The sequence below is a fragment of the Rhodopseudomonas palustris genome (genome assembly GCF_003226555.1).
GTDB lineage: Bacteria > Pseudomonadota > Alphaproteobacteria > Rhizobiales > Xanthobacteraceae > Rhodopseudomonas > Rhodopseudomonas palustris_I.
Genome location: NZ_QKQS01000023.1, coordinates 1,545,808 through 1,569,122, shown reverse-complemented (window position 1 = coordinate 1,569,122; position 23,315 = coordinate 1,545,808). Strand labels below are relative to the sequence as shown.

Annotated in this window: 16 protein-coding genes and 1 pseudogene; 7 read left to right on the top strand and 10 right to left on the bottom strand. The window is 66.5% G+C overall.

Going from position 1 to position 23,315, the window contains the following annotated elements; all coding sequences use genetic code 11:
- Window positions 1–82: 82 nt before the first annotated feature.
- Window positions 83–1,483 carry a PQQ-dependent sugar dehydrogenase gene (locus DNX69_RS19805; RefSeq protein WP_110787594.1) on the bottom strand — a complete coding sequence of 467 codons (1,401 nt, stop codon included), beginning with the start codon at window positions 1,481–1,483 and terminating at the stop codon, window positions 83–85.
- Entirely contained in the window at window positions 1,480–1,950 is a 471-nt protein-coding gene (locus DNX69_RS19800) for a DUF2231 domain-containing protein (RefSeq protein WP_110787593.1), read from the bottom strand. The genes DNX69_RS19805 and DNX69_RS19800 overlap by 4 nt, the downstream gene beginning before the upstream one ends.
- Before the next feature lie 331 nt (window positions 1,951–2,281).
- Here DNX69_RS19800 and dapA point away from each other — a divergent pair, with 331 nt between their 5' ends.
- Both dapA and DNX69_RS19790 read left to right on the top strand, forming a co-directional pair.
- The gene (gene dapA, locus DNX69_RS19795; RefSeq protein ID WP_110787592.1) at window positions 2,282–3,202 is read left to right on the top strand and encodes a 4-hydroxy-tetrahydrodipicolinate synthase; all 921 of its coding nucleotides are present in this window, start codon (window positions 2,282–2,284) and stop codon (window positions 3,200–3,202) included.
- Window positions 3,203–3,348: 146 nt separating this feature from the next.
- On the top strand, window positions 3,349–4,947 hold the full coding sequence (locus DNX69_RS19790) for an SGNH/GDSL hydrolase family protein (RefSeq protein ID WP_110787591.1): 1,599 nt from the start codon (window positions 3,349–3,351) through the stop codon (window positions 4,945–4,947).
- A 271-nt stretch (window positions 4,948–5,218) separates the two neighbouring features.
- Here the strand turns inward: DNX69_RS19790 and DNX69_RS19785 are convergent, their stop codons facing one another.
- The gene (locus DNX69_RS19785) at window positions 5,219–5,953 is read right to left on the bottom strand and encodes an SDR family NAD(P)-dependent oxidoreductase (RefSeq protein ID WP_110787590.1); all 735 of its coding nucleotides are present in this window, start codon (window positions 5,951–5,953) and stop codon (window positions 5,219–5,221) included.
- Window positions 5,954–6,093: 140 nt separating this feature from the next.
- Here DNX69_RS19785 and DNX69_RS19780 point away from each other — a divergent pair, with 140 nt between their 5' ends.
- Window positions 6,094–6,870 carry an SDR family NAD(P)-dependent oxidoreductase gene (locus DNX69_RS19780; protein WP_110787589.1) on the top strand — a complete coding sequence of 259 codons (777 nt, stop codon included), beginning with the start codon at window positions 6,094–6,096 and terminating at the stop codon, window positions 6,868–6,870.
- Window positions 6,871–7,314: 444 nt separating this feature from the next.
- Here DNX69_RS19780 and DNX69_RS19775 read toward each other — a convergent pair.
- From DNX69_RS19775 to gltB, 3 genes and pseudogenes are all read right to left on the bottom strand, one after another.
- Window positions 7,315–7,803, bottom strand: a pseudogene (locus tag DNX69_RS19775) (DUF5131 family protein); the annotation flags it as partial.
- A gap of 90 nt (window positions 7,804–7,893) precedes the next feature.
- On the bottom strand, window positions 7,894–9,348 hold the full coding sequence (locus tag DNX69_RS19770) for a glutamate synthase subunit beta (RefSeq protein ID WP_110787587.1): 1,455 nt from the start codon (window positions 9,346–9,348) through the stop codon (window positions 7,894–7,896).
- A gap of 197 nt (window positions 9,349–9,545) precedes the next feature.
- Entirely contained in the window at window positions 9,546–14,273 is a 4,728-nt protein-coding gene (gene gltB, locus DNX69_RS19765) for a glutamate synthase large subunit (RefSeq protein ID WP_110787730.1), read from the bottom strand.
- A gap of 460 nt (window positions 14,274–14,733) precedes the next feature.
- On the opposite strand from gltB, the gene DNX69_RS19760 reads away from it, so the two are divergent.
- A complete protein-coding gene (locus DNX69_RS19760) occupies window positions 14,734–15,519 on the top strand; it encodes a hypothetical protein (RefSeq protein ID WP_110787586.1) in 786 nt (261 codons plus the stop codon).
- 141 nt (window positions 15,520–15,660) lie between these two features.
- Here the strand turns inward: DNX69_RS19760 and DNX69_RS19755 are convergent, their stop codons facing one another.
- Window positions 15,661–16,137 carry an Hsp20 family protein gene (locus DNX69_RS19755; protein ID WP_110787585.1) on the bottom strand — a complete coding sequence of 159 codons (477 nt, stop codon included), beginning with the start codon at window positions 16,135–16,137 and terminating at the stop codon, window positions 15,661–15,663.
- A gap of 219 nt (window positions 16,138–16,356) precedes the next feature.
- On the opposite strand from DNX69_RS19755, the gene DNX69_RS19750 reads away from it, so the two are divergent.
- A complete protein-coding gene (locus tag DNX69_RS19750; RefSeq protein ID WP_110787584.1) occupies window positions 16,357–17,301 on the top strand; it encodes an alpha/beta hydrolase in 945 nt (314 codons plus the stop codon).
- A gap of 123 nt (window positions 17,302–17,424) precedes the next feature.
- Entirely contained in the window at window positions 17,425–18,300 is an 876-nt protein-coding gene (galU, locus tag DNX69_RS19745; protein WP_110787583.1) for a UTP--glucose-1-phosphate uridylyltransferase GalU, read from the top strand.
- Between the two features lie 41 nt (window positions 18,301–18,341).
- Here the strand turns inward: galU and DNX69_RS19740 are convergent, their stop codons facing one another.
- Entirely contained in the window at window positions 18,342–19,850 is a 1,509-nt protein-coding gene (locus DNX69_RS19740) for a sensor domain-containing diguanylate cyclase (RefSeq protein ID WP_110787582.1), read from the bottom strand.
- A 171-nt stretch (window positions 19,851–20,021) separates the two neighbouring features.
- On the opposite strand from DNX69_RS19740, the gene DNX69_RS19735 reads away from it, so the two are divergent.
- The gene (locus DNX69_RS19735) at window positions 20,022–20,294 is read left to right on the top strand and encodes a DUF7662 domain-containing protein (protein ID WP_110787581.1); all 273 of its coding nucleotides are present in this window, start codon (window positions 20,022–20,024) and stop codon (window positions 20,292–20,294) included.
- A gap of 32 nt (window positions 20,295–20,326) precedes the next feature.
- Here DNX69_RS19735 and DNX69_RS19730 read toward each other — a convergent pair whose 3' ends face one another.
- Together DNX69_RS19730 and DNX69_RS19725 are read right to left on the bottom strand one after the other, a co-directional pair.
- Window positions 20,327–21,346, bottom strand: a complete 1,020-nt coding sequence (locus DNX69_RS19730; protein ID WP_110787580.1) for a Na+-dependent transporter — start codon at window positions 21,344–21,346, stop codon at window positions 20,327–20,329.
- Window positions 21,347–21,457: 111 nt separating this feature from the next.
- The gene (locus tag DNX69_RS19725; protein WP_110787579.1) at window positions 21,458–23,170 is read right to left on the bottom strand and encodes an outer membrane beta-barrel protein; all 1,713 of its coding nucleotides are present in this window, start codon (window positions 23,168–23,170) and stop codon (window positions 21,458–21,460) included.
- Window positions 23,171–23,315 lie beyond the last annotated feature (145 nt).

Below are 23,315 nucleotides of genomic sequence, written 5' to 3'. Positions count from 1 at the left end.
GATCTACACCCACGTCTCCGACGAAGCGCTGCGCTCGACGCTGGAGCGGGCGAACATCCTGGCCGGATTGGCGCGGTAGCTGTCAGCGCGGCGATGCGCCGGAGACTGCCCCCGTTGTACTTTGTGGCGCCTCTCCCGCCGCAGTCTTCGGCGCGGTGCCGCTGACGCGCCACACGGTGTTACCGACGTCGTCGGCGATCAGCAGGGCGCCGGTGGAATCCAACGCGAGGCCGACCGGGCGGCCGTGGGCCTCACCGTCCTTGGTCAGGAAGCCGGTGACGACGTCCTCGGCCTTGCCGTTCGGCTTGCCGCCTTCGAACGGCACGAACACCACCTTGTAGCCGTTGAGGTGCTGGCGGTCCCACGAGCCGTGTTCGCCGACGAACGCGCCGCCGCGATATCTGGCCGGCAGATTATCGCCGGTGTCGAACACCATCCCGAGCGGGGCGACGTGCGAGCTCAGCGCGTAGTCCGGCGCGATCGCCTTGGCGACTAGATCGGGCCGCTGCGGATGCACCCGGGGATCGACATGCTGGCCGTAGTAGCTGTACGGCCAGCCGTAGAACGCGCCGTCCTTCACCGAGGTCATGTAGTCGGGCACCAGATTGGGGCCGAGTTCGTCGCGTTCATTGACCACCGCCCACAGCGCGCCAGTCTCGGGCTCGAGGCTGAGGCCGTTGGGATTGCGCAGGCCGGTGGCGAAGAGCCGCCACGCCCCGGTCTGGCGGTTGACCTCCCAGATCGCGGCACGGTTTTTCTCCGCTTCCATGCCGTTCTCGGTGATGTTGGAATTGGAGCCGACGCCGACATACAGCAGCGAGCCGTCGCGGCTGGCGACCAGGCTCTTGGTCCAGTGGTGATCGATCGGCCCGCCCGGCAGCGGCGTCAGCACCTCGCCCGGCCCGGTGAGCTTGGTGTCGCCGGTGTGATAGGTGTAGTGCAGGATCGCATCGGTGGCGGCGACGTAGAGATCGCTGCCGACCAGCGCGACGCCGAACGGCGAGTTGAGGTGATCGAGAAACGTCGTGCGTAGTTCCGGCTTGCCGTCGTGATTGGTGTCGCGCACCAGGGTGATGCGGTTGCTCGGCTCGCTGGAGGCGCCGCCGGAGGTGACGAAGGATTCGACCCAGCCCATCACCAGGTCCTTCGGCCGCTTCACCGGTTCGCCCGGCGGCTTCTTGGATTCGACGATCAGCACGTCGCCGTTCGGCAGCGTGTACACCGAGCGCGGGTGCTGCAGCCCGGTGGCCAGCGCGGTCACCTGCAGACCCTGCGGCACGACCGGCTTCTCGCCGTCCTTCCAGCCGACGATCGGGGCGAGTTTCATCGGCGGAAACAGATATTGCTGCGGCTCCGGCAGCTTTGGATTCGGCCCGATCTGGCTGGAGACGTCGAAATTGTCCTCGCCGCCGCAGCCGGCGAGCGTCAGCAGCGATGCGCAGGCGAGCAGCGTCGCGGTGCGCTTGAAACCGGTCGTGCTCATCGGGCGCCTCCGACGCGATAGCGATACACCAGCGCCCAGCCCATCCAGCCGGTCACCAGCAGGATCAGCACCGTCAGCGCCGACAGTGTCAGCCCCCACGGCACCACCGAGGTCCAGGCGTCGTGGGTGTGGACGAACATGTTGATGGTGGCGAGCGCCAGCACCAGCAGATTGCCGATGCCGTGAATCCACGCCGCGGTGATATTGCGGATGCGGCGATTGGCCAGCAGGTCGACAGCGCCGAAGATCGCGGCCAGCCAGCCGACCACGACGCCGACGCTGATCAACCAGGCGGAGAAATTCGACCAGGTCATTTCCGCCGTCTGCCAGTAAACGATATCGGTCAGCAGCGTGCCGACGAAACAGGCGATCGGCACCGGCACCAGCATCGGGTGGATCGGATGCGCGCCGATCCGCGCCGTCGAGGCCAATCCGTAGGGGCGTGTCGGGAATGTGTCTTGCGCCATCGCGTGGCTCCGCCGGGTTCTTGAGAGGGGCGAACGAAGCTGGCGGAGCGAGGTTCCTGGCGGAGCCGGCGCGGCGCGGGCGTTCACGGCATTGTTTGGTACGCGTCGGCACCAGCGCCCTGCTTGACAGCCGGCGCCCTGTCGCCGCATCTTCCGCCGCATGATCGTTCGTGCCGCCGCCTCGAAATCGAAAGCCTGCGCTCCTTCAGGGGCCGGTGGCTTGCGCGCGCGATAGATCAGTTTCGCTTTCACGCATGCACCCAACCCCGCCGGTTTCGACGGGGTTTTTTGTTGCTGCTCCGTCTTCCGGTCCGCCCCAAGGAGATCGAAGATGGACACCTGCACCGACCAACCCGACCAAACGCCGCCGCGCGGGCTGTGGCTGCCGCTGATCACGCCGTTTCGGGGCGGCGAGCTCGACGCCGCATCGCTGCGCCGGCTGATCGCCCACTATGCACGCGCCCCGCTCGACGGATTGATCCTGGGGGCCACCACCGGCGAAGGGCTGACGCTGAATGAAGACGAGCTCGAACGCCTGGTGATGCTGACCGCCGACGCATTGGCGGCGAGCGGCCGCAGGCTGCCGGTGTATCTCGGCCTGTCCGGCAGCGACACGCGCAAGCTGGTGAAGACGCTGGCGCGGACTGCGCGTTGGCCGGTCGACGGCCTGCTGATCGCCTGCCCGTATTACACCCGCCCGTCGCAGCACGGGATGGTGCTGCATTTCGAAGCCGCGGCGGACGCCACCGCGCGGCCGATCCTGATCTACAACATCCCGTATCGCACCGGCGTCAATCTGCACAACGAGGCGATGCTGCGGCTCGCCGAGCGCGCCAACATCGTCGGCGTCAAGGATTGCTGCGCCGATCCGGCCCAGACCGCGGAGCTGCTGCGGCTGCGCCCGCCGGGCTTTGCGGTGCTCACCGGCGAGGACGCGCTGGCTTTCGATGCGCTGAGCCGCGGCTGCGACGGCGCGATCCTGGCCTCCGCACATCTGGAAACCGAGGCGTTCGCCGCGATGATGCAGCGGCTGCAGGCCGGCGACCGGCTCGGCGGGACGACCGAATGGCAACGGCTCGCCGACCTGCCGAAGCTGCTGTTCGCCGAGCCGTCGCCGGCGCCGATCAAATACGCGCTGTGGCGGCGCGGGCTGATCGACAGCCCCGAGGTGCGGCTGCCGATGACGCCGGTCTCCGCGCCGCTCGCCGCCACCCTCGACGCCCGGCTGCTTGCCGGCCGCTCCGCCGCTTGAGCGGCCTCGGGCACCCCGGCCGCCCCTTGACGGGGATGGCCGGGCTCGCCTTATGGAGCGGGGCGAAAGCTGCCCGGTTGCGGCCCGAATCCGCTAGTATAGGGATCAGCTCCCGTTCCGAACGGTAGCGATTGCGCAAGATCCGTATGTCCGACAAGCCGAGATCGTTTTTTGGCGTCTTCACCGAGCGCGGCCCGCTGGCCGTGCTGGCGGTCGCCGGCGTGCTGCTGGTCGGCATCGCCGCGCCGGCCTCGGCGCAGTTCTTCGATTTCGGCGGCGGCCCGCCGCAGCGCCAGCAGCAGCGCGGCGGCGGCGGTTTCGGCTGGTTCGGCAACGACGTGTTCCAGCCGTTCCATCAGAACCAGCCGCAGCGCCGGCCGGCGCCGCGCGAGGACTATTCCAAGGCGCCGGCGCCGGAGAAGCGCGACACCGTGCCGGACCGCACCGTGCTGGTGCTCGGCGACTCGATGGCCGACTGGCTCGGCTACGGCCTGGAGCAGGCCTACACCGAGCAGCCCGAAATGGGCGTGGTCCGCAAATTCAAGACCATCTCGGGCCTTTTGCGCTACGCCCCGAAGGGCGAGCCGTCGGACTGGGTCGGCGCCGCCAAGGAAGTGATCGCCCAGGAGAACCCGGACGCGATCGTGGTGATGCTCGGCCTGTCCGACCGGATTCCGATCCGCGAGCAGGCGACGCCCGACAAGGACAAGAAGGACGACAAGGCCGCCAAGCCCGGTGAGGAAGCCAAGCCGGACGACAAGGCGGCCGACAATGCGGCGGACGACGACGAGGACGACGACGATTCGCTGCGGATCATGACCGAGAAGGGCAAGCGCGCCCCCGGCGGCGTCGCCCAGTTCCGCGATGATCGCTGGTCGGAGCTGTACGCCAAGAAGATCGAAGAGCTGATCAACGTCCTCAAGACCAAGAACGTCCCGATCCTCTGGGTCGGCCTGCCGGCGGTGCGCGGCACCAAGGCGACCTCGGACATGCAATTCCTGAACGCGCTGTTCCGCGAGGGCGCCGCCAAGGCCGGCATCACCTATGTGGACGTCTGGGACGGCTTCGTCGACGAAGGCGGCCGCTACGTGCTGCAGGGACCGGATTTCGAGGGCCAGACCCGCCGGCTGCGCTCCTATGACGGCGTGTATTTCACTAAGTCCGGCGCCCGCAAGCTGGCGCATTATGTCGAGCGCGAGATCGCCCGGCTGCTGGCGGCGCGCAGTGGCCCGATCGCGCTGCCGACCGAGCCGGCGAGCCCCGAAGAGGCCAAGCCGCCGAGCGGCCCGGCGCCGCGCCCGGTGGCCGGTCCGATCCTGCCGCTGGTTGCCTCCTCGGTTTCGACCGACCGCCTGCTCGGCGGCCCCGGCACCCAGCCCGCTCCGGTCGATGCGCTGGTGGCGCGCACGCTGGTGAAGGGCGAACCGCTGTCCGCTCCCGCCGGCCGCGCCGACGACGATGTCTGGCCGCGCCGCGAGGTGTCGATCGAAAAGGCCCAGGAGCCGCCGCCGCCGAAGGAACCGCCGAAGCCGGAGGTGCCGGTGGCGAGCACCAAGCCGAGCAGCAGCGGCTCGTCGGGCAGCGCCGCCGCGCAGCCGCAGCAGCCACAACGCCGGGTCGCCCGCTCCGCCCCGCCACCGCCGCCGCCGACCGCGTCCGGCTTCTTCGGCTTCGGCGGCCAGCAGCAGCAGGGCCGCCGCGCCCCGCCGCCGAGCGCGTCGGGCTTCTTCTCGATCTTCCGCTGAGGCGCACGACCCTGTCGTTGGTCATTCCGGGGCGCGCGCAGCGCGAGCCCGGAATCCATACGCCGCAGCGTTCATGATTTCGCGAGGCCGTAGTCATAAACGTCGCGACATAACCGCCACTTCGGCGGATATGGATTCCGGGCTCACGCGCTTTGCGCGTGCCCCGGAATGACGACTGGTTAGTTCGTAGGATGGGTCGAGCGCAGCGAAACCCATCCTGACGCGCGTCCCGCATGGGTTTCGCTCCGCTCAACCCATCCTACAGGCTCTGCTACAAAATCAGCCCGCCGTCGACGACCAGCGTCTGGCCGAGCACATAGGCCGACAGCGGCGAGGCCAGGAACAGCGCGGCCCCGGCCATGTCTTCGGGGGTGCCGAGGCGCTTCATCGGAATCCCTTCGATCGCGCCGGCGAGCCGCTTCGGATTGTCGGTGGTGACCTTGGTCATCTTGGTATCGACCAGGCCCGGCGCGATGCCGTTGACGCGGATGCCGTCTTCGGCCCAGGCCTGCGCCAGTGTCCGGGTCAGGCCGTAAGCGCCGGTCTTCGAGGCGTTGTAGGCCGGGTTGCCCTTGGTGGCGTGGAATGCCGCGGTCGACGACACGATGATCAGCTTGCCGGACGAGGCTTTGAGCTGGGCGTGGAATTTCGACGCGCAGGCCATCAGGCTCATCAGGTTGACTTCCATGACGTGGCGGAAGCCGTCCATCTCGAACTCGCCGCGGCGATAGATCACCGCGCCCTGCGCCAGCACCAGCACGTCGAGCTTCTGAATCGGCGGCGCGAACGCATCGACCGCCTGCGCCTTGCCGACGTCGAGCTGGACGTAGGTCAGCCCATCGAAGTTGCTGCCGTCTTCGCGCGCGTAGTCCGATGGCGCCGCGCGCGTGCCGGTGACGCAGACTTCTGCGCCGCGGGTGCGAAACGCCTGTGCGATGCCGTTGCCGATGCCGCTCGAGCCGCCGACCACCAGAACCTGCTTGCCGCTGAAATCGAGATCGCTCACGCGCGTCCTCCTGTTTGTTTGTTGTTCGTCGTCTGCGCGACGTTTGACCTGTGTGTCGATCGATGTCAGCCTTGTCAATCGGAAGACCGCGCGCCCCGCGCGCCGCACATTCCGCAACAAGAAACAACCGGAGGAAACCGATGTCGTACAAGCCCCTCAGCCGTTCCGTCAAAGACCTGCGCGTTCTCGTCACGGGCGCTGCGAGCGGCATGGGCCGCGCCACCGCGCATGTGTTCGCCGACGAAGGCGCGCGCGTCGCCGTCACCGACGTCACGCTGGCCGGCGCGCAGCCGGTCGCCGACGCCATCAAGGCGCGCGGCGGCGATGCCACCGCGTTCGCGCTCGATGTCGGCGACGCCGAGGCGATCCGAAGCGGCGTCGAACACATCGCGCAGACGCTCGGCGGGCTCGACATCGTCATCAACAACGCCGGCATCTCGGCGGCGCTGCCGATCGACGATGCGAATTACGACGCGGTGTGGGAGCGCGCGCTGAATATTCTGCTCACCGCGCATCCGCGCGTGATCCGCGCCGCGCTGCCCTATTTGCGCAAGTCGCAGTCCCCGCGCATCGTCAACATCGCCTCCACCGAAGCGCTCGGCGCCACCGCGCCGCACAGCCCGTATTCGGCGGCGAAAGCCGGCGTCACCGGCCTGACGCGCTCGCTCGCGGTCGAGCTCGGGCCCGAAGGCATCACGGTCAACTGCATCTGCCCCGGCCCGATCACCACCGGCATGACCGACCGCATCAGCGCCGATCACAAGCAGAAGTACGCAAGACGCCGCACCGCTTTGCACCGCTACGGCGACCCGGAAGAAGTCGCCCACATGACGCTGAGCCTGTGCCTGCCCGCGGCCTCGTTCATCACCGGCGCGGTGATCCCGGTCGACGGTGGGTTGATGGCAAGGAATGCGTGAGGATCACATGATCCTCACGTTTGTCATTCCGGGGCGCGCGAAGCGCGAACCCGGAATCCATACGCCGCAGCATCAGTGATGCGGCAAAGACGTAGTAACGGGTGCCTCGACGTAACCGCGAACACAGGGGCTATGGATTCCGGGTTCACGCAGCTTCGCTGCGCGCCCCGGAATGACTCGTGGATAGTTTGTACCTGATAACGTCGCCCCACCCTCAACCGTCATCCCCGCGTAGGCGGGGATCCAGTATCCCGAAGCGCTCGCAGCAAAGCACCGCATCGCCACAGGCGCTCTGGAATAATGGGTCGCCCGATCAAGTCGGGCGATGACGCCGTGAGTGAGGCAGGCGCCCCGCATCTCCACATTCTCCGATCCACACTGTCAAACAGCCACGGCCAATCGCTCTCGCGGCTCGGTGAGCCCGAGTTGTGCGCCCGTCGCTATCGCTGGCACATTGCGGATGGCATCCAGGCGGTCCAAGACCCGACTATCCTCGACGCTCGTACCAAGCCAAACGTTTGGAAGCGTCCCGACCTCCCTGCGATGCATGAACGACAACATGCGGGCCGGTCGCTTCGTCAGTATTTGGTAAGTGTGACGAGGCGTTTCCTCCATCACCTTCCAGACTCGGTCGACAAACTGAAATGGAACGTCTTCGTGAAAGAGGTCCGACATCGAATTCACGAAGACCTTGCGAGGCCGCGCCCACTTCGTGGGCACGGAGAGCGCCACGGCATCCAGTCGGATCTCGCCTGTCCAGACTGCGCGTCTCCCGCTCCGCCGCGTCAATCCTCGGTACTTCGGCAGCCCCATCGCATCCAATCGGGCGGCCATCCTCATGGCGTAGCAGTTGCTGCAACCGGGCGAGATGATCGTGCAGCCCGCGACTGGATTCCAAGTCGCATCGGTCCATTCGATCGAGGTGTCGGCCATGTCCGCCTCCGCGAGCCGCAGATTCGCGTCCGATCGAATCACGAAAGTGTCGCTAGCGGAAGCCGCTGAATTCCGTCTGCCTTGCCCCGCTTACCGCGGCAGCGTGGTCGCGCCCATCAGGAACCGGTCGATCGCCTGCGCACACAGGCGGCCTTCGCGGATCGCCCAGACCACCAGCGACTGGCCGCGGCGCATGTCGCCGGCGGCGAAGACTTTGTCGACCGAGGTGGTGAAGTGCGACAGGTCGGCGGCGACGTTGCCGCGCGGGTCGAGCGCGACGCCGAGCTGGGTCAGGAGACCTTCCTTGACCGGCGAGACGAAGCCCATCGCCAGCAGCACGAGGTCGGCTTCGAGCACGAATTCGGTGCCGGGGATCGGCTGGAACTTGGCGTCGACGCGGACGCAGTTCAGCTTCTTGACGACGCCGCCCTCGCCTTCGAACGACTGCGTCATCACGGCGAATTCGCGCTGCGCGCCTTCGGCCTGGCTCGACGAGGTGCGCATCTTCATCGGCCAGTTCGGCCAGGTCAGCCCCTTGTTCTCGCGCTCCGGCGGCGCCGGCATGATCTCGATCTGGGTCACCGACTTGGCGCCCTGACGGATCGAGGTGCCGATGCAGTCCGAGCCGGTGTCGCCGCCGCCGATCACCACCACGTTCTTGCCGGCGGCGAGGATGTCGTCGCCGTTCACGGCTTCGCCGGAGACGCGGCGGTTCTGCTGGGTGAGGAAGTCCATCGCGAAGTGGATGCCGGAAAGCTCACGGCCCGGGATCGGCAGATCGCGCGGCGCTTCCGCACCGCCGGTCAGCGCCACGGCGTCGTACTGCTTCAGCAGCTCGGCCGGATCGACCGCGCCCGGAGCGCTGCCACCGACCGGCGCGCCATAATGGAAGGTGACGCCTTCGGCTTCCATCTGGGCGACACGGCGGTCGATCAGATGCTTCTCCATCTTGAAGTCCGGGATGCCGTAGCGCAGCAGGCCGCCGGCCTTGGCGAACTTCTCATAGACGTGGACGTCGTGACCGGCGCGCGCCAGCTGCTGGGCGCAGGCGAGGCCGGCCGGGCCGGCACCGACGATCGCGACGCTCTGGCCGGTCTTGACCGCGGCGATCTCCGGCTTGACCCAGCCGTTGTCGAACGCGGTGTCGACGATCGCGCATTCGATCGTCTTGATGGTCACCGGGTTGTCGTCGATGTTCAGCGTGCAGGAGGCTTCGCACGGCGCCGGGCAGATCCGGCCGGTGAATTCCGGGAAGTTGTTGGTGGAGTGCAGGGTGCGCGCGGCTTCCTGCCAATAGCCGTTGTAAACCAGATCGTTCCAGTCCGGGATCTGGTTGTTGACCGGGCAGCCGGTCGCTCCCGGCTGCGGCGAGCCGGTGCCGTGGCAATACGGGATGCCGCAATTCATGCAGCGGGCGGCCTGGTCGCGCAGGTCTTTCTCGCTGAGCGGCACCACGAATTCGTTGTAGCCCTTGATCCGCTCGGCGACCGGCGCATAGGCGCGATCATGCCGCTCGATTTCCAGAAACCCCGTGACCTTGCCCATCGAACTCTGACGCCTCGAATTCTTGTCTTCGACTTTAAGTCTTCGTTTCGTGGCCCTCATGGTTCGAGACGGCGCTTCGCGCCTCCTCACCATGAGGGGACTGTGCTGGTTGCCGGACAGCGGCACGCCGCGCGTCCAGCCCTCATCCTGAGGAGCGCGCCTGCGGCGCGCGTCTCGAAGGATGAGCGATCGAGAACCTACGCCCCGATCGCGATCTTCGGCTCCTCGGCGGCGCGGGCTTTCATCTCGCGCAGCGCGCGGCGGTACTCGACCGGCATCACCTTGCGGAATTTCGGCAAGTAGCTCTTCCAGTTCGCCAGGATGTCCTGAGCGCGCTTGGAGCCGGTGTACTTGGCGTGACGCGAGATCAGCACATGCAGCCGCTCGACGTCGGCGCCGAGCAGATCGGAGAACACGTCGACCTTGCCGTGCGCTTCGAGATCGCCGGCCTGATGGAACGCGCCGGCGTTGATCATCTCCTCCGACAGCACCGGCTCGAGTTCGACCATCGCCATGTTGCAGGTCTTGGCGAAGCAGCCGTCCTCGTCGAGCACGTAGGCGACGCCGCCCGACATGCCGGCGGCGAAGTTGCGGCCGGTCTTGCCGAGCACCACCACGATGCCGCCGGTCATGTATTCGCAGCAATGATCGCCGGCGCCTTCGACCACCGCGACCGCGCCCGAGTTACGCACCGCGAAGCGTTCGCCGGCGATGCCGCGGAAGTAGCACTCGCCCTCGATCGCGCCGTACATCACGGTGTTGCCGACGATGATCGACTCTTCAGGCACGATGCCGGAGATCGCCGGCGGCCGGACGATGATCTTGCCGCCCGACAGGCCCTTGCCGACGTAGTCGTTGCCTTCGCCTTCGAGATCGAAGGTGATGCCGCGCGCCAGCCAGGCGCCGAACGCCTGCCCCGCGGTGCCCTTGAGGTGCGCCTGGATGGTGTCGGCCGGCAGGCCGGCATGGCCGTAGTGCTTCGCCACCTCGCCGGACAGCATCGCGCCGGCGGAGCGGTCGGTGTTGTTGATCTCGATCTCGAACTTCACCGGCGCGCCGCGGTCGATCGCAGCCTGCGACTTGGCGATCAGCTTGCGGTCGAGCACGCTGTCGAGATGATGGTCCTGGTGTTCCGAGTGGAAGATGGTCTGGCCGCTCTCCGCCTTCTGCTTGAAGAACAGCTTGGAGAAGTCGAGGCCCTTGGCCTTCCAGTGCGCCACCAGAGCGGCCTGATCGAGCATCTGCGACTGACCGACCATCTCGTTGAAGGTGCGGTAGCCGAGGCTCGCCATCAGCTCGCGCACTTCTTCGGCGACGAAGAAGAAGTAGTTGATGACGTGCTCGGGCTGGCCGGTGAAGCGCTTGCGCAGCACCGGATCCTGGGTCGCGACGCCGACCGGGCAAGTGTTGAGATGACACTTGCGCATCATGATGCAGCCGGCCGCGATCAGCGGCGCGGTGGCGAAGCCGAACTCGTCGGCGCCGAGCAGCGCACCGATCACGACGTCACGGCCGGTGCGGAAGCCGCCGTCGACCTGGACGGCGATGCGCGACCGCAGCCGCTCGCGCACCAGGGTCTGGTGGGTTTCGGCGAGGCCGATTTCCCACGGCGAACCAGCGTGCTTGATCGAGGTCAGCGGCGAAGCGCCGGTGCCGCCTTCGAAGCCCGAAATCGTGACGTGGTCGGCGCGCGCCTTCGCAACGCCCGCCGCGACGGTGCCGACGCCGATTTCCGACACCAGCTTCACCGAGATCGCGCTCGACGGATTGACGTTCTTCAGATCGTAGATCAGCTGCGCCAGATCCTCGATCGAGTAGATGTCGTGGTGCGGCGGCGGCGAGATCAGGCCGACGCCGGGGGTCGAGTGGCGCACCGCCGCGATCGTCGCATCGACCTTGTGGCCGGGCAACTGACCGCCTTCGCCGGGCTTGGCACCCTGCGCCATCTTGATCTGGATCATGTCCGAATTGGCGAGATATTCGGTGGTGACACCGAACCGGCCCGAGGCGACCTGCTTGATCGCCGAGCGCATCGAATCGCCGTTGGCCATCGGCTTGAAGCGATCCGCCTCCTCGCCGCCCTCGCCGGTGTTCGACTTGCCGCCGATCCGATTCATGGCGATCGCCAGCGTGGTGTGCGCCTCGCGCGAGATCGAGCCGAAGCTCATCGCGCCGGTCGAGAACCGCTTGACGATCTCGGCGGCCGGCTCGACTTCGGCGAGCGGCACAGGCTTGCGGCCTTCGGCCTCGGCGCCCTTGATCTTGAACAGGCCGCGCAGCGTCAGCAGCCGCTCCTGCTGCTCGTTGAGCAGCTTGGCGAAGGCGCGGTAGCGCTCCTGCGAGTTGCCGCGCACCGCATGCTGCAGCGTCGCGACCGAGTCCGCGGTCCAGGCATGGTCTTCGCCGCGGGTGCGGTAGGCGTACTCGCCGCCGACGTCGAGCGCGGTCTTGTACACCAGCGCCTCGCCGAACGCGTCGCGATGCCGGCGCACGGTCTCTTCGGCGATTTCGGCCAGGCCGACGCCTTCGATCTGCGAATGGGTGCCGGCGAAGTACTTGGCGATGAAGTCGTGACGCAGGCCGACCGCGTCGAAGATCTGCGCGCCGCAGTACGACTGATAGGTCGAGATGCCCATCTTGGACATCACCTTCAGCAGGCCCTTGCCGATCGACTTGATGTAGCGCTTGACGATCTCGTAGTCGTCGAGCTTGGCCGGCAGCCTGTCCTTGAGCGCGATGATGGTCTCGAAGGCGAGATACGGATTGATCGCCTCGGCGCCGAAGCCGGCGAGGCAGGCGAAGTGATGCACTTCGCGCGGCTCGCCCGACTCGACCACCAGACCGACCGAGGTGCGCAGACCGGTGCGGATCAGGTGATGATGCACGGAGGCGCAGGCCAGCAGCGCCGGGATCGGAATCCGATCGGCGCCGGCGGCGCGGTCGCTGAGGATGATGATGTTGACGCCGTCACGCACCGCGGATTCGGCACGGGCGTTGAGGTCGTCGAGCACCTGCTCCATCGCGGCAGCGCCGAGCGCCGAATGGAAGGTGGTGTCGAGCGTGCGCGACTTGAAGTGCGGATCGCCGATCTCGGAGATCGAGCGGATCTTCTCGAGGTCGCCGTCGGTGAGGATCGGCTGACGCACTTCCAGACGCTTGGTGCCGGCGAGGCCTTCGGTGTCGAACAGGTTCGGCCGCGGGCCGATGATCGACACCAGGCTCATCACCAGCTCCTCGCGGATCGGATCGATCGGCGGGTTGGTGACCTGGGCGAAGTTCTGCTTGAAATAGGTGTAGAGCAGCTTCGGCTTGTCCGACAGCGCCGACAGCGGCGTGTCGTTGCCCATCGAACCCGAGGCTTCCTCGCCGGTCGACGCCATCGGCGTCAGCAGGATCGAGATGTCTTCCTGGGTGTAGCCGAACGCCTGCTGCCGATCGAGCAGCGGCAGGTTGGAGCGCTGGCCCTTGACCGGCGCTTCCTTCAGCTCTTCGAGCACGATCTGGGTACGATGCAGCCAGTCGGCATAAGGATGGCTGGCGGAGAGCTGCGCCTTGATCTCTTCGTCCGGAATCAGCCGGCCCTGCTCGAGATCGACCAGCAGCATCTTGCCGGGCTGCAGCCGCCACTTGGTGACGATCTGGTCTTCCGGAATCTTGAGGACACCCATTTCGGACGCCATCACGATGCGGTCGTCCTTGGTGACCAGATAGCGCGCCGGGCGCAGGCCGTTACGGTCGAGCGTGGCGCCGATCTGGCGGCCGTCGGTGAAGGCGAGCGCGGCAGGGCCGTCCCACGGCTCCATCAGCGCGGCATGGTACTCGTAGAAGGCACGGCGCTTCTCGTCCATCAGCGGGTTGCCGGCCCACGCCTCCGGAATCATCATCATCACCGCGTGCGGCAGCGAGTAGCCGCCGCGCACCAGGAATTCGAGCGCGTTGTCGAAGCAGGCGGTGTCGCTCTGACCTTCGTAGGAGATCGGCCACAGCCGGCTGATGTCCTTGCCGTACAGCTCCGAATGCACCGACGCCTGCCGCGCCGCCATCCAGTTGACGTTGCCGCGCAGCGTGTTGATCTCGCCGTTGTGCGCGACCATGCGGTACGGATGCGCCAGCGACCAGGTCGGGAAGGTGTTGGTCGAGAACCGCTGATGCACCAGCGCCAGCGCGCTGGCGAAATCGTCCTCGTGCAGGTCGGGATAGTACTTGCCGAGCTGGTCGGCCAGGAACATGCCCTTGTAGATCACGGTGCGGCACGACAGCGACACCGGATAGTAACCGGCGAGGCCACGCTCGCGGCGCTGATAGATCGCATTCGAGATCGACTTGCGCAGGATGTAGAGCTGACGCTCGAACTCGTCCTCGGACTTGGCGGCACTGCCGCGACCGATGAACACCTGCATGTTGGCCGGTTCGGTCGGCTTCACGGTCTCGCCGAGCGAGGAATTGTCGGTCGGCACGTCGCGCCAGCCGAGGAGAGTCAGCCCTTCGGCCTTGATCCGGTCCTCGATGATGCTCTTGATCACCTTCCGCCACGAGGTCTCGCGCGGCATGAACAGCGCGCCGACGGCGTATTCGCCCGGCGCCGGCAGCGAGAAGCCGAGTTCGGTGGCCTTGCGGCTGAAGAAGGCGTGCGGGATCTGCACCAGAATGCCGGCGCCGTCGCCGGCGCGCGGGTCGGCGCCGACGGCGCCGCGATGCTCGAGGTTGCACAGAATGCGCAGCGCGTCGCAGACGATCTGATGCGACTTGACGCCCTTGATGTTGGCGATGAAGCCGACGCCGCAGGCGTCCTTCTCGCGCGACAGGTCGTACAGCCCTTCGGCCGGCGGACGCCAAGTGTGCTCGCGCGCAGTGGTTTTGACAGCCGAGTCCGCCGTCAGCGCATTGGCAACCATATTTTCGCGCTCGTACTCAGACCCGCTCATCTTCGTCCTCTTCATCCCGGGAGGGGATACACTATCCAGCATCGGCGCAGTTCGGACGCTCGCGGCACCCTCCGGGCCACCGCTCGCGCTCCGCGAGCCACGATTTGCGTATTCAGACCCCGGTGTCCATATCGCCCAACGGACAATCAGGTGCCGCGCGCGACGTCAATCGCCTCGCGTGACGCTGCAACCCCGTGCCGGGCTACCACCGTAAATGAGACAGCGATGCTGTCCTAGCACGACTTTGCCAAATTTTTGTCTAGCACACAAGCGCGCCCACGTCGCCCATTCGATGGTGGCTCCGGCGCGTTTCGGCGTCGATATCGACCGCCCAATGCCGCCGCACGCGCCACGGATTCACGCCAAACCCGCCCCGTTTGAGCCAACTCCGGGTCAAATTCACCCGCGAGGCTCCCGCCCGCGCCAGAACGGGGCGGGGCGCTGCAGGGAGCATCGAGCAATGAAGTTCAAAGGGTGGGTGATGTCGGCCGGTCTCGCCGCGACCGCCGCAACCACGGCGATGGCCGACCCGCTGCCGGCCGGCGGCGACGCACGGCCGCCCGTTTCCAGAGTGTCCGACATTCAGGGCTCTTATGCGGCGATGCCGCCTCCGCCGCCGCGGCGGGAGGTGCGCCGCATGGCGCTGCCGGCCGAGGGGCTCGACGTGCTGTCACCAGACGCGGTCACCCGGGCGGCGCGCGCCGAAGGCTTCGCCCCGCTCGGCTATCCGCGCCAGCGCGGCGCGGTCTACACCATGGCGGCGATCAATCCGGACGGTGACGATGGTCGCCTGGTGATCGACGCCCGCACCGGCCGTCTGGTCCGCTTCATGCCGGCCTGGCAGATGGGCGACCGCATGGAAGAGGTGACGGTCGCCAGCTACGGCCGGATCCAGGGACTGCCCCGGTTCGTCGAGACCAATCCGCCGCGGCCGCCGAAGCCGGTCGCCCGCGTCGCCAACCGCAATGCTGCCACACCGATCCCGCGGCCGGCGCCTCAGCATCCGGCCGGCGACAAAGCCGCTAAGGCCGCAGGCGACGCCGCCGCCAAGGACGGCTCCAAGCCGATGCTCGATCAGGCCAGGCAGGACGCCGGCAAGGACACCAAACAGGACACCGCAGCGGTGCAGAGCCCGGCCAGCGCCGTGCCATCGGCCGCAGGCCCCTCGCCGGTGCGAGCCAAGCCCTCCTCCTCGGCGACGATCCGCCCGACCGAAGCAATGCCGCCGGTGCAGGGGCTGGAGTAGCCGCTCGGTCGGCTTTTCAGACGACCTGTGCCCTTCGCGACGGACCGCGACGGCTCCGAAAGCAAAGCGCCCCGGTTGCCCGGGGCGCCTGCTTGGCTAGGGGTCTATGCAGCGAAAGAAAGTTCGCAAGCCGGCGGCGCGTTACGCGGCCGCCTTCTCGCTGTTGTCGGTGACCACTTGCGGGCCGGCCTGCGCATTGATGCTGATCGGAATGCTGCGCGGCTTTTTCGCCTCGGGAATCTCGCGCACGAGATCGACGTGCAGCAGACCGTTTTCGAGGCTGGCGTTCTTCACCGTGACGTAGTCGGCGAGCTGGAACGCCCGCTCGAAGGCGCGCGCGGCGATACCGCGATACAGCACTTCGGCCTTGCCGGCCTCTTCACCGCCCTTCTCGCCCTTGATGGTCAGCGTGTTCTCCTTGCTGACGATCGAAAGCTCGGACGGAGAGAAACCCGCGACCGCAACGGTGATGCGATACGCATTCTCGCCGGTCCGCTCGATATTGTAGGGCGGATAGCCGGGCGCCGCCGCATCCGCAGCGGTCTGGTCGAGCAGATTGAACAGGCGGTCGAAACCGATGGTCGAACGATAGAACGGGGTGAGATCGAAGCTACGCATGGTCAAAGTCCTCCTAGAAGCGACTATGGGATGACCCGCCCGCCATCGGGCCGGGCCTTGTCCGTGCAGCCGGAGAAGTCAGTTCCTGACCCCTTGGTGTGGCCTGCACGGAGATGATATGGGAGGGGTGTTTCGGGGTTCAAGAGGGGTCCCGAGGCCGTTCGCGCCCGCCGACTTCGTTCAGATTTCCAGGCATTTGCGCTCACCCGGACCCGATTCATGACGCTCGTCTCGACTCCTGCCAATCCGGTGCCCGAAGACGCCGTCTCCGGTTTCATCAAGACGCCCGACGGCGTGCAGCTCCGCTTCGCACGATGGGAGCCGACGGGGCACCGCAAGGGCACCGTGTGCGTGTTCACCGGGCGCACCGAGCAGATCGAGAAGTACTTCGAAACGGTGCGCGACCTGCGCGACCGCGGCTTTGCGGTCGCGGCGCTCGACTGGCGCGGCCAGGGACATTCGGAGCGCCGGCTACGCGATTATCGCAAGGGCTACGTGCGCAACTTCGCCGACTTCGAAATCGACGTCGAAACCTTCGTCCGCGAGGTCGTGCTGCCGGACTGCCCACCACCGCACTTCGCGCTGGCGCATTCGATGGGCGGCGCGGTGATGCTGCGCATCGCCCGCTCCGGCAAACGCTGGTTCGACCGAATGGTGTTGTCGGCGCCGATGATCGATCTGGCCGGCAACACCACCGCGCTGCCGATCAGGCTGCTGCTGCTGACGATGCGGCTGGCGGGCCAGGGCGGTCGCTACGTGCCCGGCGGCAATGACGTGCTCGCCAACACAGAGCCGTTCGCCGGCAACAAGCTCACCTCGGACCCGCTGCGCTATGCCCGCAATGCCGCGATCGTCGCCGAGGACCCGACCCTCGGCCTCGCCTCGCCGACCGTCGCCTGGGCCGATACCGCGCTCCGCGCCATGCACGCCTTCAAGGCGACGCACTACCCGTCGCAGATCCGGCAGCCGATCCTGATGGTCGCGGCCGGCATGGACAGCGTGGTGTCGACGCCGGCGATCGAAGAGTTCGCTTATCATTTGCGGACCGGCTCGCATCTGGTGATCCCCGGCGCCCGCCACGAAATCCTGCAGGAGCAGGATCGCTACCGCCAGCAATTCTGGGCGGCATTCGATGCTTTCGTACCGGGGACGCCGTCGTTCTGATGTGACAATCTGTCCCGATCGAGGCTTCGCGCCGGATTTCGGAACTCCACACATCCGCCTTGGTTGCAGGTTGCAAGACCGTCCGATGTCGCCTCCCGTACCCTCTCGAAAGATCTCCCGACCATGAAAATCCGCAAAGCCGTCTTCCCGGTCGCCGGCCTCGGCACCCGCGTTCTCCCCGCCACCAAGGCGATGCCGAAGGAGATGCTGACCATCGTCGACAAGCCGCTGATCCAGTACGTCGTCGACGAAGCGCGGGAAGCCGGCATCGAACACTTCGTGTTCGTCACCGGACGCAACAAGGGCATGATCGAGGATCACTTCGACCGTCAGTTCGAGCTCGACATGACCCTGAAGGGCCGCAACAAGACCGCCGAGATCGAGATTCTGGCGCGCGATCAGCCGGAGGCCGGCGCGATGAGCTTTACGCGCCAGCAGGCGCCGCACGGCCTCGGCCACGCGGTCTGGTGCGCCCGTGACATCGTCGGCAACGAGCCGTTCGCGGTGGTGCTGCCGGACGAACTGGTGCTCAACACCCCGGGCTGCCTGAAGCAGATGATCCAGGCCGCCGAGAAGCTCGGCGACAAGGCCAACGTCATCGCGGTCGAGGAAGTGCCGGCCGACCGCACCCATCAGTACGGCATCTGCGGCGTCGGCAAGCGGACCGGCAAGGTGTTCGAGGTCGACGGCATGGTCGAGAAGCCGGCGCCGGGCACGGCACCGTCGAACCTGTCGATTACCGGCCGCTACATCCTGCAGCCGGAGATCTTCAAGATCCTGGCGACGCAGGAGCGCGGCGCGGGCGGCGAAATCCAGCTCACCGACGCGATGATCGGACTGTCGAAGACGCAGAAATTCTACGGCGTCGAATTCGAGGGCGAGCGCCACGATTGCGGCTCGAAGGCCGGCTTCCTGCGCGCCAACATCGCGTTCGCGATGCAGCGCGCCGATCTGCGCGCCGGGCTGATCGACGACATGAAGCGCTACCTCGACAAGTAAGACTCGACAAGTAAATCGTCGCGATCCGGCCGCGGCTGCGGTCACGCCACCAGCGTGATCTCGCTGCGGCCACCGACGACGCAACGGTTGCGGCCGAGCTCCTTGGCGCCATACAGCGCGCGATCGGCGACTTCGACCAGGTCTTGCCAATGCTGCGAAGCGGTTGGCTTGGTGCTGGCGACACCGATCGAGACGGTGACGCCCCCTTCGAGGTTCGACCATTGCTCGACCTTGCGCCGGATAGTTTCGGCGACCGACACGGCAGCCTGCACGCTGAGCCCGGGCAACAACACCGCGAATTCTTCGCCTCCGAACCGCGCCGCACAGTCGCTGGCGCGCTGCACGGTGTCGGCGATGCAGACGGCGATGCCGACCAGCATCTGATCTCCGGCCTGATGGCCGAAGCTGTCGTTGAAGGCCTTGAAGTGGTCGGCGTCGATCATCAGAAGCGCGATCGAGCTGTTCTGACGAGCGGCTCTGCGCCATTCGGCATCGATCGCCGCGTCGAACTTGCGGCGATTGGTCAGCCCGGTCAGCGGATCGGTGGTCGCGAGTTCCTCGAGCCGCCGTTCGGCCTCGGCGCGCCGATCGATCTCATGAATGAAAAACACCGTCACGGCGGCGACGAAGGTGGCGAGTACCAAAAGCGCGATGCCGATCCAAATCGCTTCGCGGCGCCACATCGCATAGATGTCGTCCCACGACTTCGCCACCAGCACCACGAGAGGTCTGGTGCTGTCGCTCCAAACGAACATCCGCTTCACGCCATCCAGCGTTCCGGCGCCGGCGAACCATCCGCTGCGGCGGCCGAACATCTTCTGAACGCCGGGCGTGAACATCATGTTCTTGCCGATCAGCTCCGGCGTCAGCGGCGCACGCGTGATCAGCGTGCCGTCGTGGGCCAGGACAGCGATCATGTCATTCGGCTGCAGCCGCAGCCGTTTGAACAGATCCTGGAAATAATCGAACTTGATCGAGCCGGCGACGACGCCGAGGAATTGGCCGTCCTGGCCGGTCACCCGGCGGCTGACGATCAAGGAATAAGCACCATCGAGCTGCTGCGGTTTGCCGATGAACAGCCCGAGATTCGGGTCGTCATGTTGTGCCGTGAAGAAAGGCTGATCGGCTCGGTTCTCTGCGGCTGGATTCGGCACCGCCGAGTCGCGCATCAGATTGCCGTGCTGATCGTAGATCCGAATCGCACCGAATTGCGGGGCTGCGACCGAATGATCGAACAGGATCAGCCGAGCGATCGTCGGATCGACCGCGCTCAGTTCGGGCAGCAGCAGTTTGCCGGCGACCGTCCGCAGCGCGGAATCGTACAGTTCGAGATTGCGGTCGATGTCGGCATCGATCGAGGCCGCCAAATTCTCCAGCGTCTGCCGCGCCAGATCCTCGGCGCCGCGCCGCATATCGATCAGCACGCTGCCACAGACCGCGGAAAACCCAAGCACGGTGATCATCGAGAACACCACCATCAACCGCGCCGACATGCGTCGGCGGCGATGGATTTCTCTTCGAAGGGTGTCGAGCAGACCGTGCGTGTCCATTGCGGCAGGTTCCACGCAATGTCTTGCAGAGCGCTTAAGTTGCGTTATTGACGTAACGTGGGGTTAACGCGCGCTTTCACCCCAGGCTGTATGTTTCGCCCGGCGAACGTACTCCGCAAGCACCGACCTGTCCGACCGCTTCCACTCCTCCGACCAACGTTGACGCCGCCGATGAAGAACTTCGACCCGTTACGCGACTACCTTGCACAGCAAACCGCGCCGGAGCTCGTGCTGCGTATGGATGAAATCGAGGAGATGCTCGGCTTCGATCTGCCGCGCGCGTCGCACCGTGCCGCCTGGTGGGATTCGACCTACGCACCGGACGAGCACATGCCGCAGCGCGAAGCTTGCCTGGCCGCCGGCTATATCGCCACCCGGCTGCCGGACGGCTCCGGGGTGCGCTTCAGACGGATCAAGACCGACCGTTCGCGCTGGCGCGGCTGACAAATTGTCACTCGCCGCCGGTCGACTGGCAGTCAGCGACCTGCGGAGGATACGGCTCCTTCTTCGTCGTCGACCGAACGCGCCCGTCCGGCCACGACCTTGCGGGCGACCGGCGCAAGAAGCTGCGGCGCCAGATAAATCGGGAATTGCGACAAAGCGAAATACAGCCAGGTGACGCCCGGTAGCGCGCCGTCGGTCGCCGCCACCATCAATCCCATATTGCGCTGCGACACCATCAGGCCTAGCGCCAGCGCGCGATCCGGACCGATCTTCCTGAACATCAGCGTCGTCACGACCAGCAGGACGAGGAAAACGGCGAACGCCAAAGCCGCAAGCGCGATCATCAGCAGTGGCTGCGCGATGACGCTCGACACCACATTGCCCATCACCGCGGCGACGAAGACATACAGAATGAGGATGTTGGCGCCATCGATCGGCTGCTTTTGGCGATGGATGGCTTCCGCGCCGACCAGCTTGCGGATGATCGCCGCAACCAGCAGCGAGCCGCCGAGAATCGCCGACAGCTTCAGACCGAGCGCCAGCGGCGACAGCGTCATCGACGAGCCGACGAACACATAGGCGAACAGCGGCGCCGTGAACGGAATCAGCGCCGTGCTCGTCACCAGCGTCATCAGCACCAGAGTCGCGTCGAGCCCCATCAGCGCTGCCAGCGCCGGCGACGCCATCATCGGCGAGGCCACCGCCTGCAGCATCAACGCCAGCAACAAATCCGGCGCTCGCACATCCAGCCTCGCGGCAAAGCACGCGAGGCCGGCGAGCACCGGGACTGCCAGGGCGGTCCACGCCGTCGCCGCCAGCACGACGGCCGGCCGGCGCAGATTGGCGCGTACTTGCGCGACATCGACCCGCATGAACGAGATGCACAACAGCGCAAAGATCGCCTCGGTGACGAACGGCCGGAGCGCGTCGCCGAGCGGCGGCACCGCGAGGCCGAGAACCACCAGGGCGGCGATCGCCCTGGTCCCTTGCCGGCCGATCCATGCAAGCCCCTTCACGGGAATTGCGATCCCGCGCAACAGACCAACCGACATTCACCCCGTCCCCGCCCCTATCCTGCGGGGCGGGACACTCGCCGGTCGGAGCGGCGGAGCAAAATCACTTCTGATTGCGGCCTGTTGCAACGGCGTCGAACGACACGCGCCTCAGTTCTGCAGCCGGACGCTGAGCATCGCTACGGTGGCGTTGTAGCTGCCGCCGACGACATTGGAATCCAGCTTGTCGTAGCGGAGCTGCCCCTTCACCCACAGCGAGCGGCTGAGCTTGTAGATCAGATTGCCTTCGATCGAATTGAGCCGATCGGAACGGCCGGAGCCCTGATAATCGTAGGTCGCGTAAGTGAACCGGCCGATCGCCGTCAGCCAGCGGCGGAAATCGTGGCCGACCTCCGCCGTGTAGGTGTGGGTGAACACGCCGGAGACGCCGGCCAGCGGCGATTCCGAGATCTGGGTGTCGGCGTTGAACTTCACCGTGGTCAGCGGCGTCACCGTCCACACCAGCGAGGCCGCAGTGAGCAGGCCACCGAGCTTCTCGAGCCGCGGATCGACGTATCTGCGTGCCGCATAACCGATCGAGATTTCACCCGTCAGCAGCCGCGTCAGCTCGAAGCTGGTGCCGCCCTTGACGTACCCACCATCCGAGCCGCGCAGATACTGATAACGGTCGACCGGCACGTCGTGGACGCGAGTATCGCCTTCGATCTCGACGAACGGCTTCAAGCCCGGCTTCAGCTCGTAGCTGACCCGGCCGACACCGCCGTATTGATTGTAGTTGCGGTCCTTGTTGGGATAGCTGGTGCCGTCGGTCAGCTGCGAGTCTTGATACACGGTACGGTCGAAATTGCCGACCGCGGTGACCTGCAGACGATTGAAGTTTTGATCGATGCCGCCGGAGAATCCGGTGGTGGTGGACAGCGGATATTTGGTGAGGCCGGCCTGGATGTTCGGGCTGCCCGGATTGTCGGTGCCGACGATCAGCCGTCCCTGCCCGATCAGCCGGGTGTCGCGGCTGGCGTCGATCCGGCCGTCGACATGGCCGTTGAATTCCGGCCGATCGAGGCTGATCGGCGCGGGTGACACCGTGCCGGCCGGCGGATTGAAGTCGTGCCCGTAGCCGGTGAAGGCGCCGCGCAGATCGGCGACCAGCGCGTGGCGCTCCCAATCCGAGGTGATCATCAGTTCCGGCGCCACCTTGTAGAAGCCGGAGCTGCGCGGCGTGTTAGTGCGCGCCGGATTGGTATCGTAGCCGCCGCCGACTTCGAGCGCACCCTTGATCAGGAAACTGCCGGCGTAGTCGCCCACCGGGCCGAACGGATCATCGTCGATCTTGAGCTGTCGCCGGGTCGGCTGGCCGGGGACGCGGCCGGCGAGCGCAGCCGGGAGTGGCGGCTTGGCGGCGGTCTGCGACGGCGGCAAGGGCCGCGCCGGCGGCGGGGCCGGGGTGACCATCGGCGAGCCCGGGCCCACCGATTTTGGCCGCGGCGCGCCGGGATAGTATTTCGGCTTCTGACGCTTACGATTCAGCGCGTCGTAAGCGACGCCAGCATTGTCCGGATTGGCGTTGCCGGGCGGGGGTTGCAACGCCGCCGTCGAGGTCGAGCGTAGCGGCGTGCTGGCGGCGTCGTCCTGGGGCTGCGTGAAAACGTTGCGGGCCCGGGATGCCGAGATGGTGGTGCCGGGAGTCGGCCGCAGCGGCAGGTCCTGTGCAGCCACGAAACCGCCGCGCTGCGGATTGAGCAGATCGCGTGTCAGACTTTGAGCGCCCGCGCCAGTTGTGTTGAGCGCAGCGAGCGCCAGACATGCGGCGCCAGCGCACAACCCTGCGCGAGAGCGGCGGCCCGATGCTGGAGCCCACGTCACGACTGCCGAAACTCCAACAAAATCAGAACCATGAACGACACCAAGGGGCGGCGAGCCGCTCCTCATCGTTAATGGAGTTAAAACAACTATGGTTAAGGAGCGGTTGAGAACGGAGCGGAGCCGCGGCGGCCCTCGTCGCATCCCG

What these genes read in the sequence shown, in the direction of transcription:
- gltB (WP_110787730.1), bottom strand. Translation starts at nt 14,273, where the DNA reads ATGAGCGGGTCTGAGTACGAGCGCGAAAATATGGTTGCCAATGCGCTG.
- DNX69_RS19735 (WP_110787581.1), top strand. Translation starts at nt 20,022, where the DNA reads ATGAAGAACTTCGACCCGTTACGCGACTACCTTGCACAGCAAACCGCG.
- DNX69_RS19760 (WP_110787586.1), top strand. Translation starts at nt 14,734, where the DNA reads ATGAAGTTCAAAGGGTGGGTGATGTCGGCCGGTCTCGCCGCGACCGCC.
- dapA (WP_110787592.1), top strand. Translation starts at nt 2,282, where the DNA reads ATGGACACCTGCACCGACCAACCCGACCAAACGCCGCCGCGCGGGCTG.
- DNX69_RS19805 (WP_110787594.1), bottom strand. Translation starts at nt 1,483, where the DNA reads ATGAGCACGACCGGTTTCAAGCGCACCGCGACGCTGCTCGCCTGCGCA.
- DNX69_RS19740 (WP_110787582.1), bottom strand. Translation starts at nt 19,850, where the DNA reads ATGGACACGCACGGTCTGCTCGACACCCTTCGAAGAGAAATCCATCGC.
- DNX69_RS19770 (WP_110787587.1), bottom strand. Translation starts at nt 9,348, where the DNA reads ATGGGCAAGGTCACGGGGTTTCTGGAAATCGAGCGGCATGATCGCGCC.
- DNX69_RS19800 (WP_110787593.1), bottom strand. Translation starts at nt 1,950, where the DNA reads ATGGCGCAAGACACATTCCCGACACGCCCCTACGGATTGGCCTCGACG.
- DNX69_RS19790 (WP_110787591.1), top strand. Translation starts at nt 3,349, where the DNA reads ATGTCCGACAAGCCGAGATCGTTTTTTGGCGTCTTCACCGAGCGCGGC.
- DNX69_RS19750 (WP_110787584.1), top strand. Translation starts at nt 16,357, where the DNA reads ATGACGCTCGTCTCGACTCCTGCCAATCCGGTGCCCGAAGACGCCGTC.
- DNX69_RS19780 (WP_110787589.1), top strand. Translation starts at nt 6,094, where the DNA reads ATGTCGTACAAGCCCCTCAGCCGTTCCGTCAAAGACCTGCGCGTTCTC.
- galU (WP_110787583.1), top strand. Translation starts at nt 17,425, where the DNA reads ATGAAAATCCGCAAAGCCGTCTTCCCGGTCGCCGGCCTCGGCACCCGC.
- DNX69_RS19730 (WP_110787580.1), bottom strand. Translation starts at nt 21,346, where the DNA reads ATGTCGGTTGGTCTGTTGCGCGGGATCGCAATTCCCGTGAAGGGGCTT.
- DNX69_RS19755 (WP_110787585.1), bottom strand. Translation starts at nt 16,137, where the DNA reads ATGCGTAGCTTCGATCTCACCCCGTTCTATCGTTCGACCATCGGTTTC.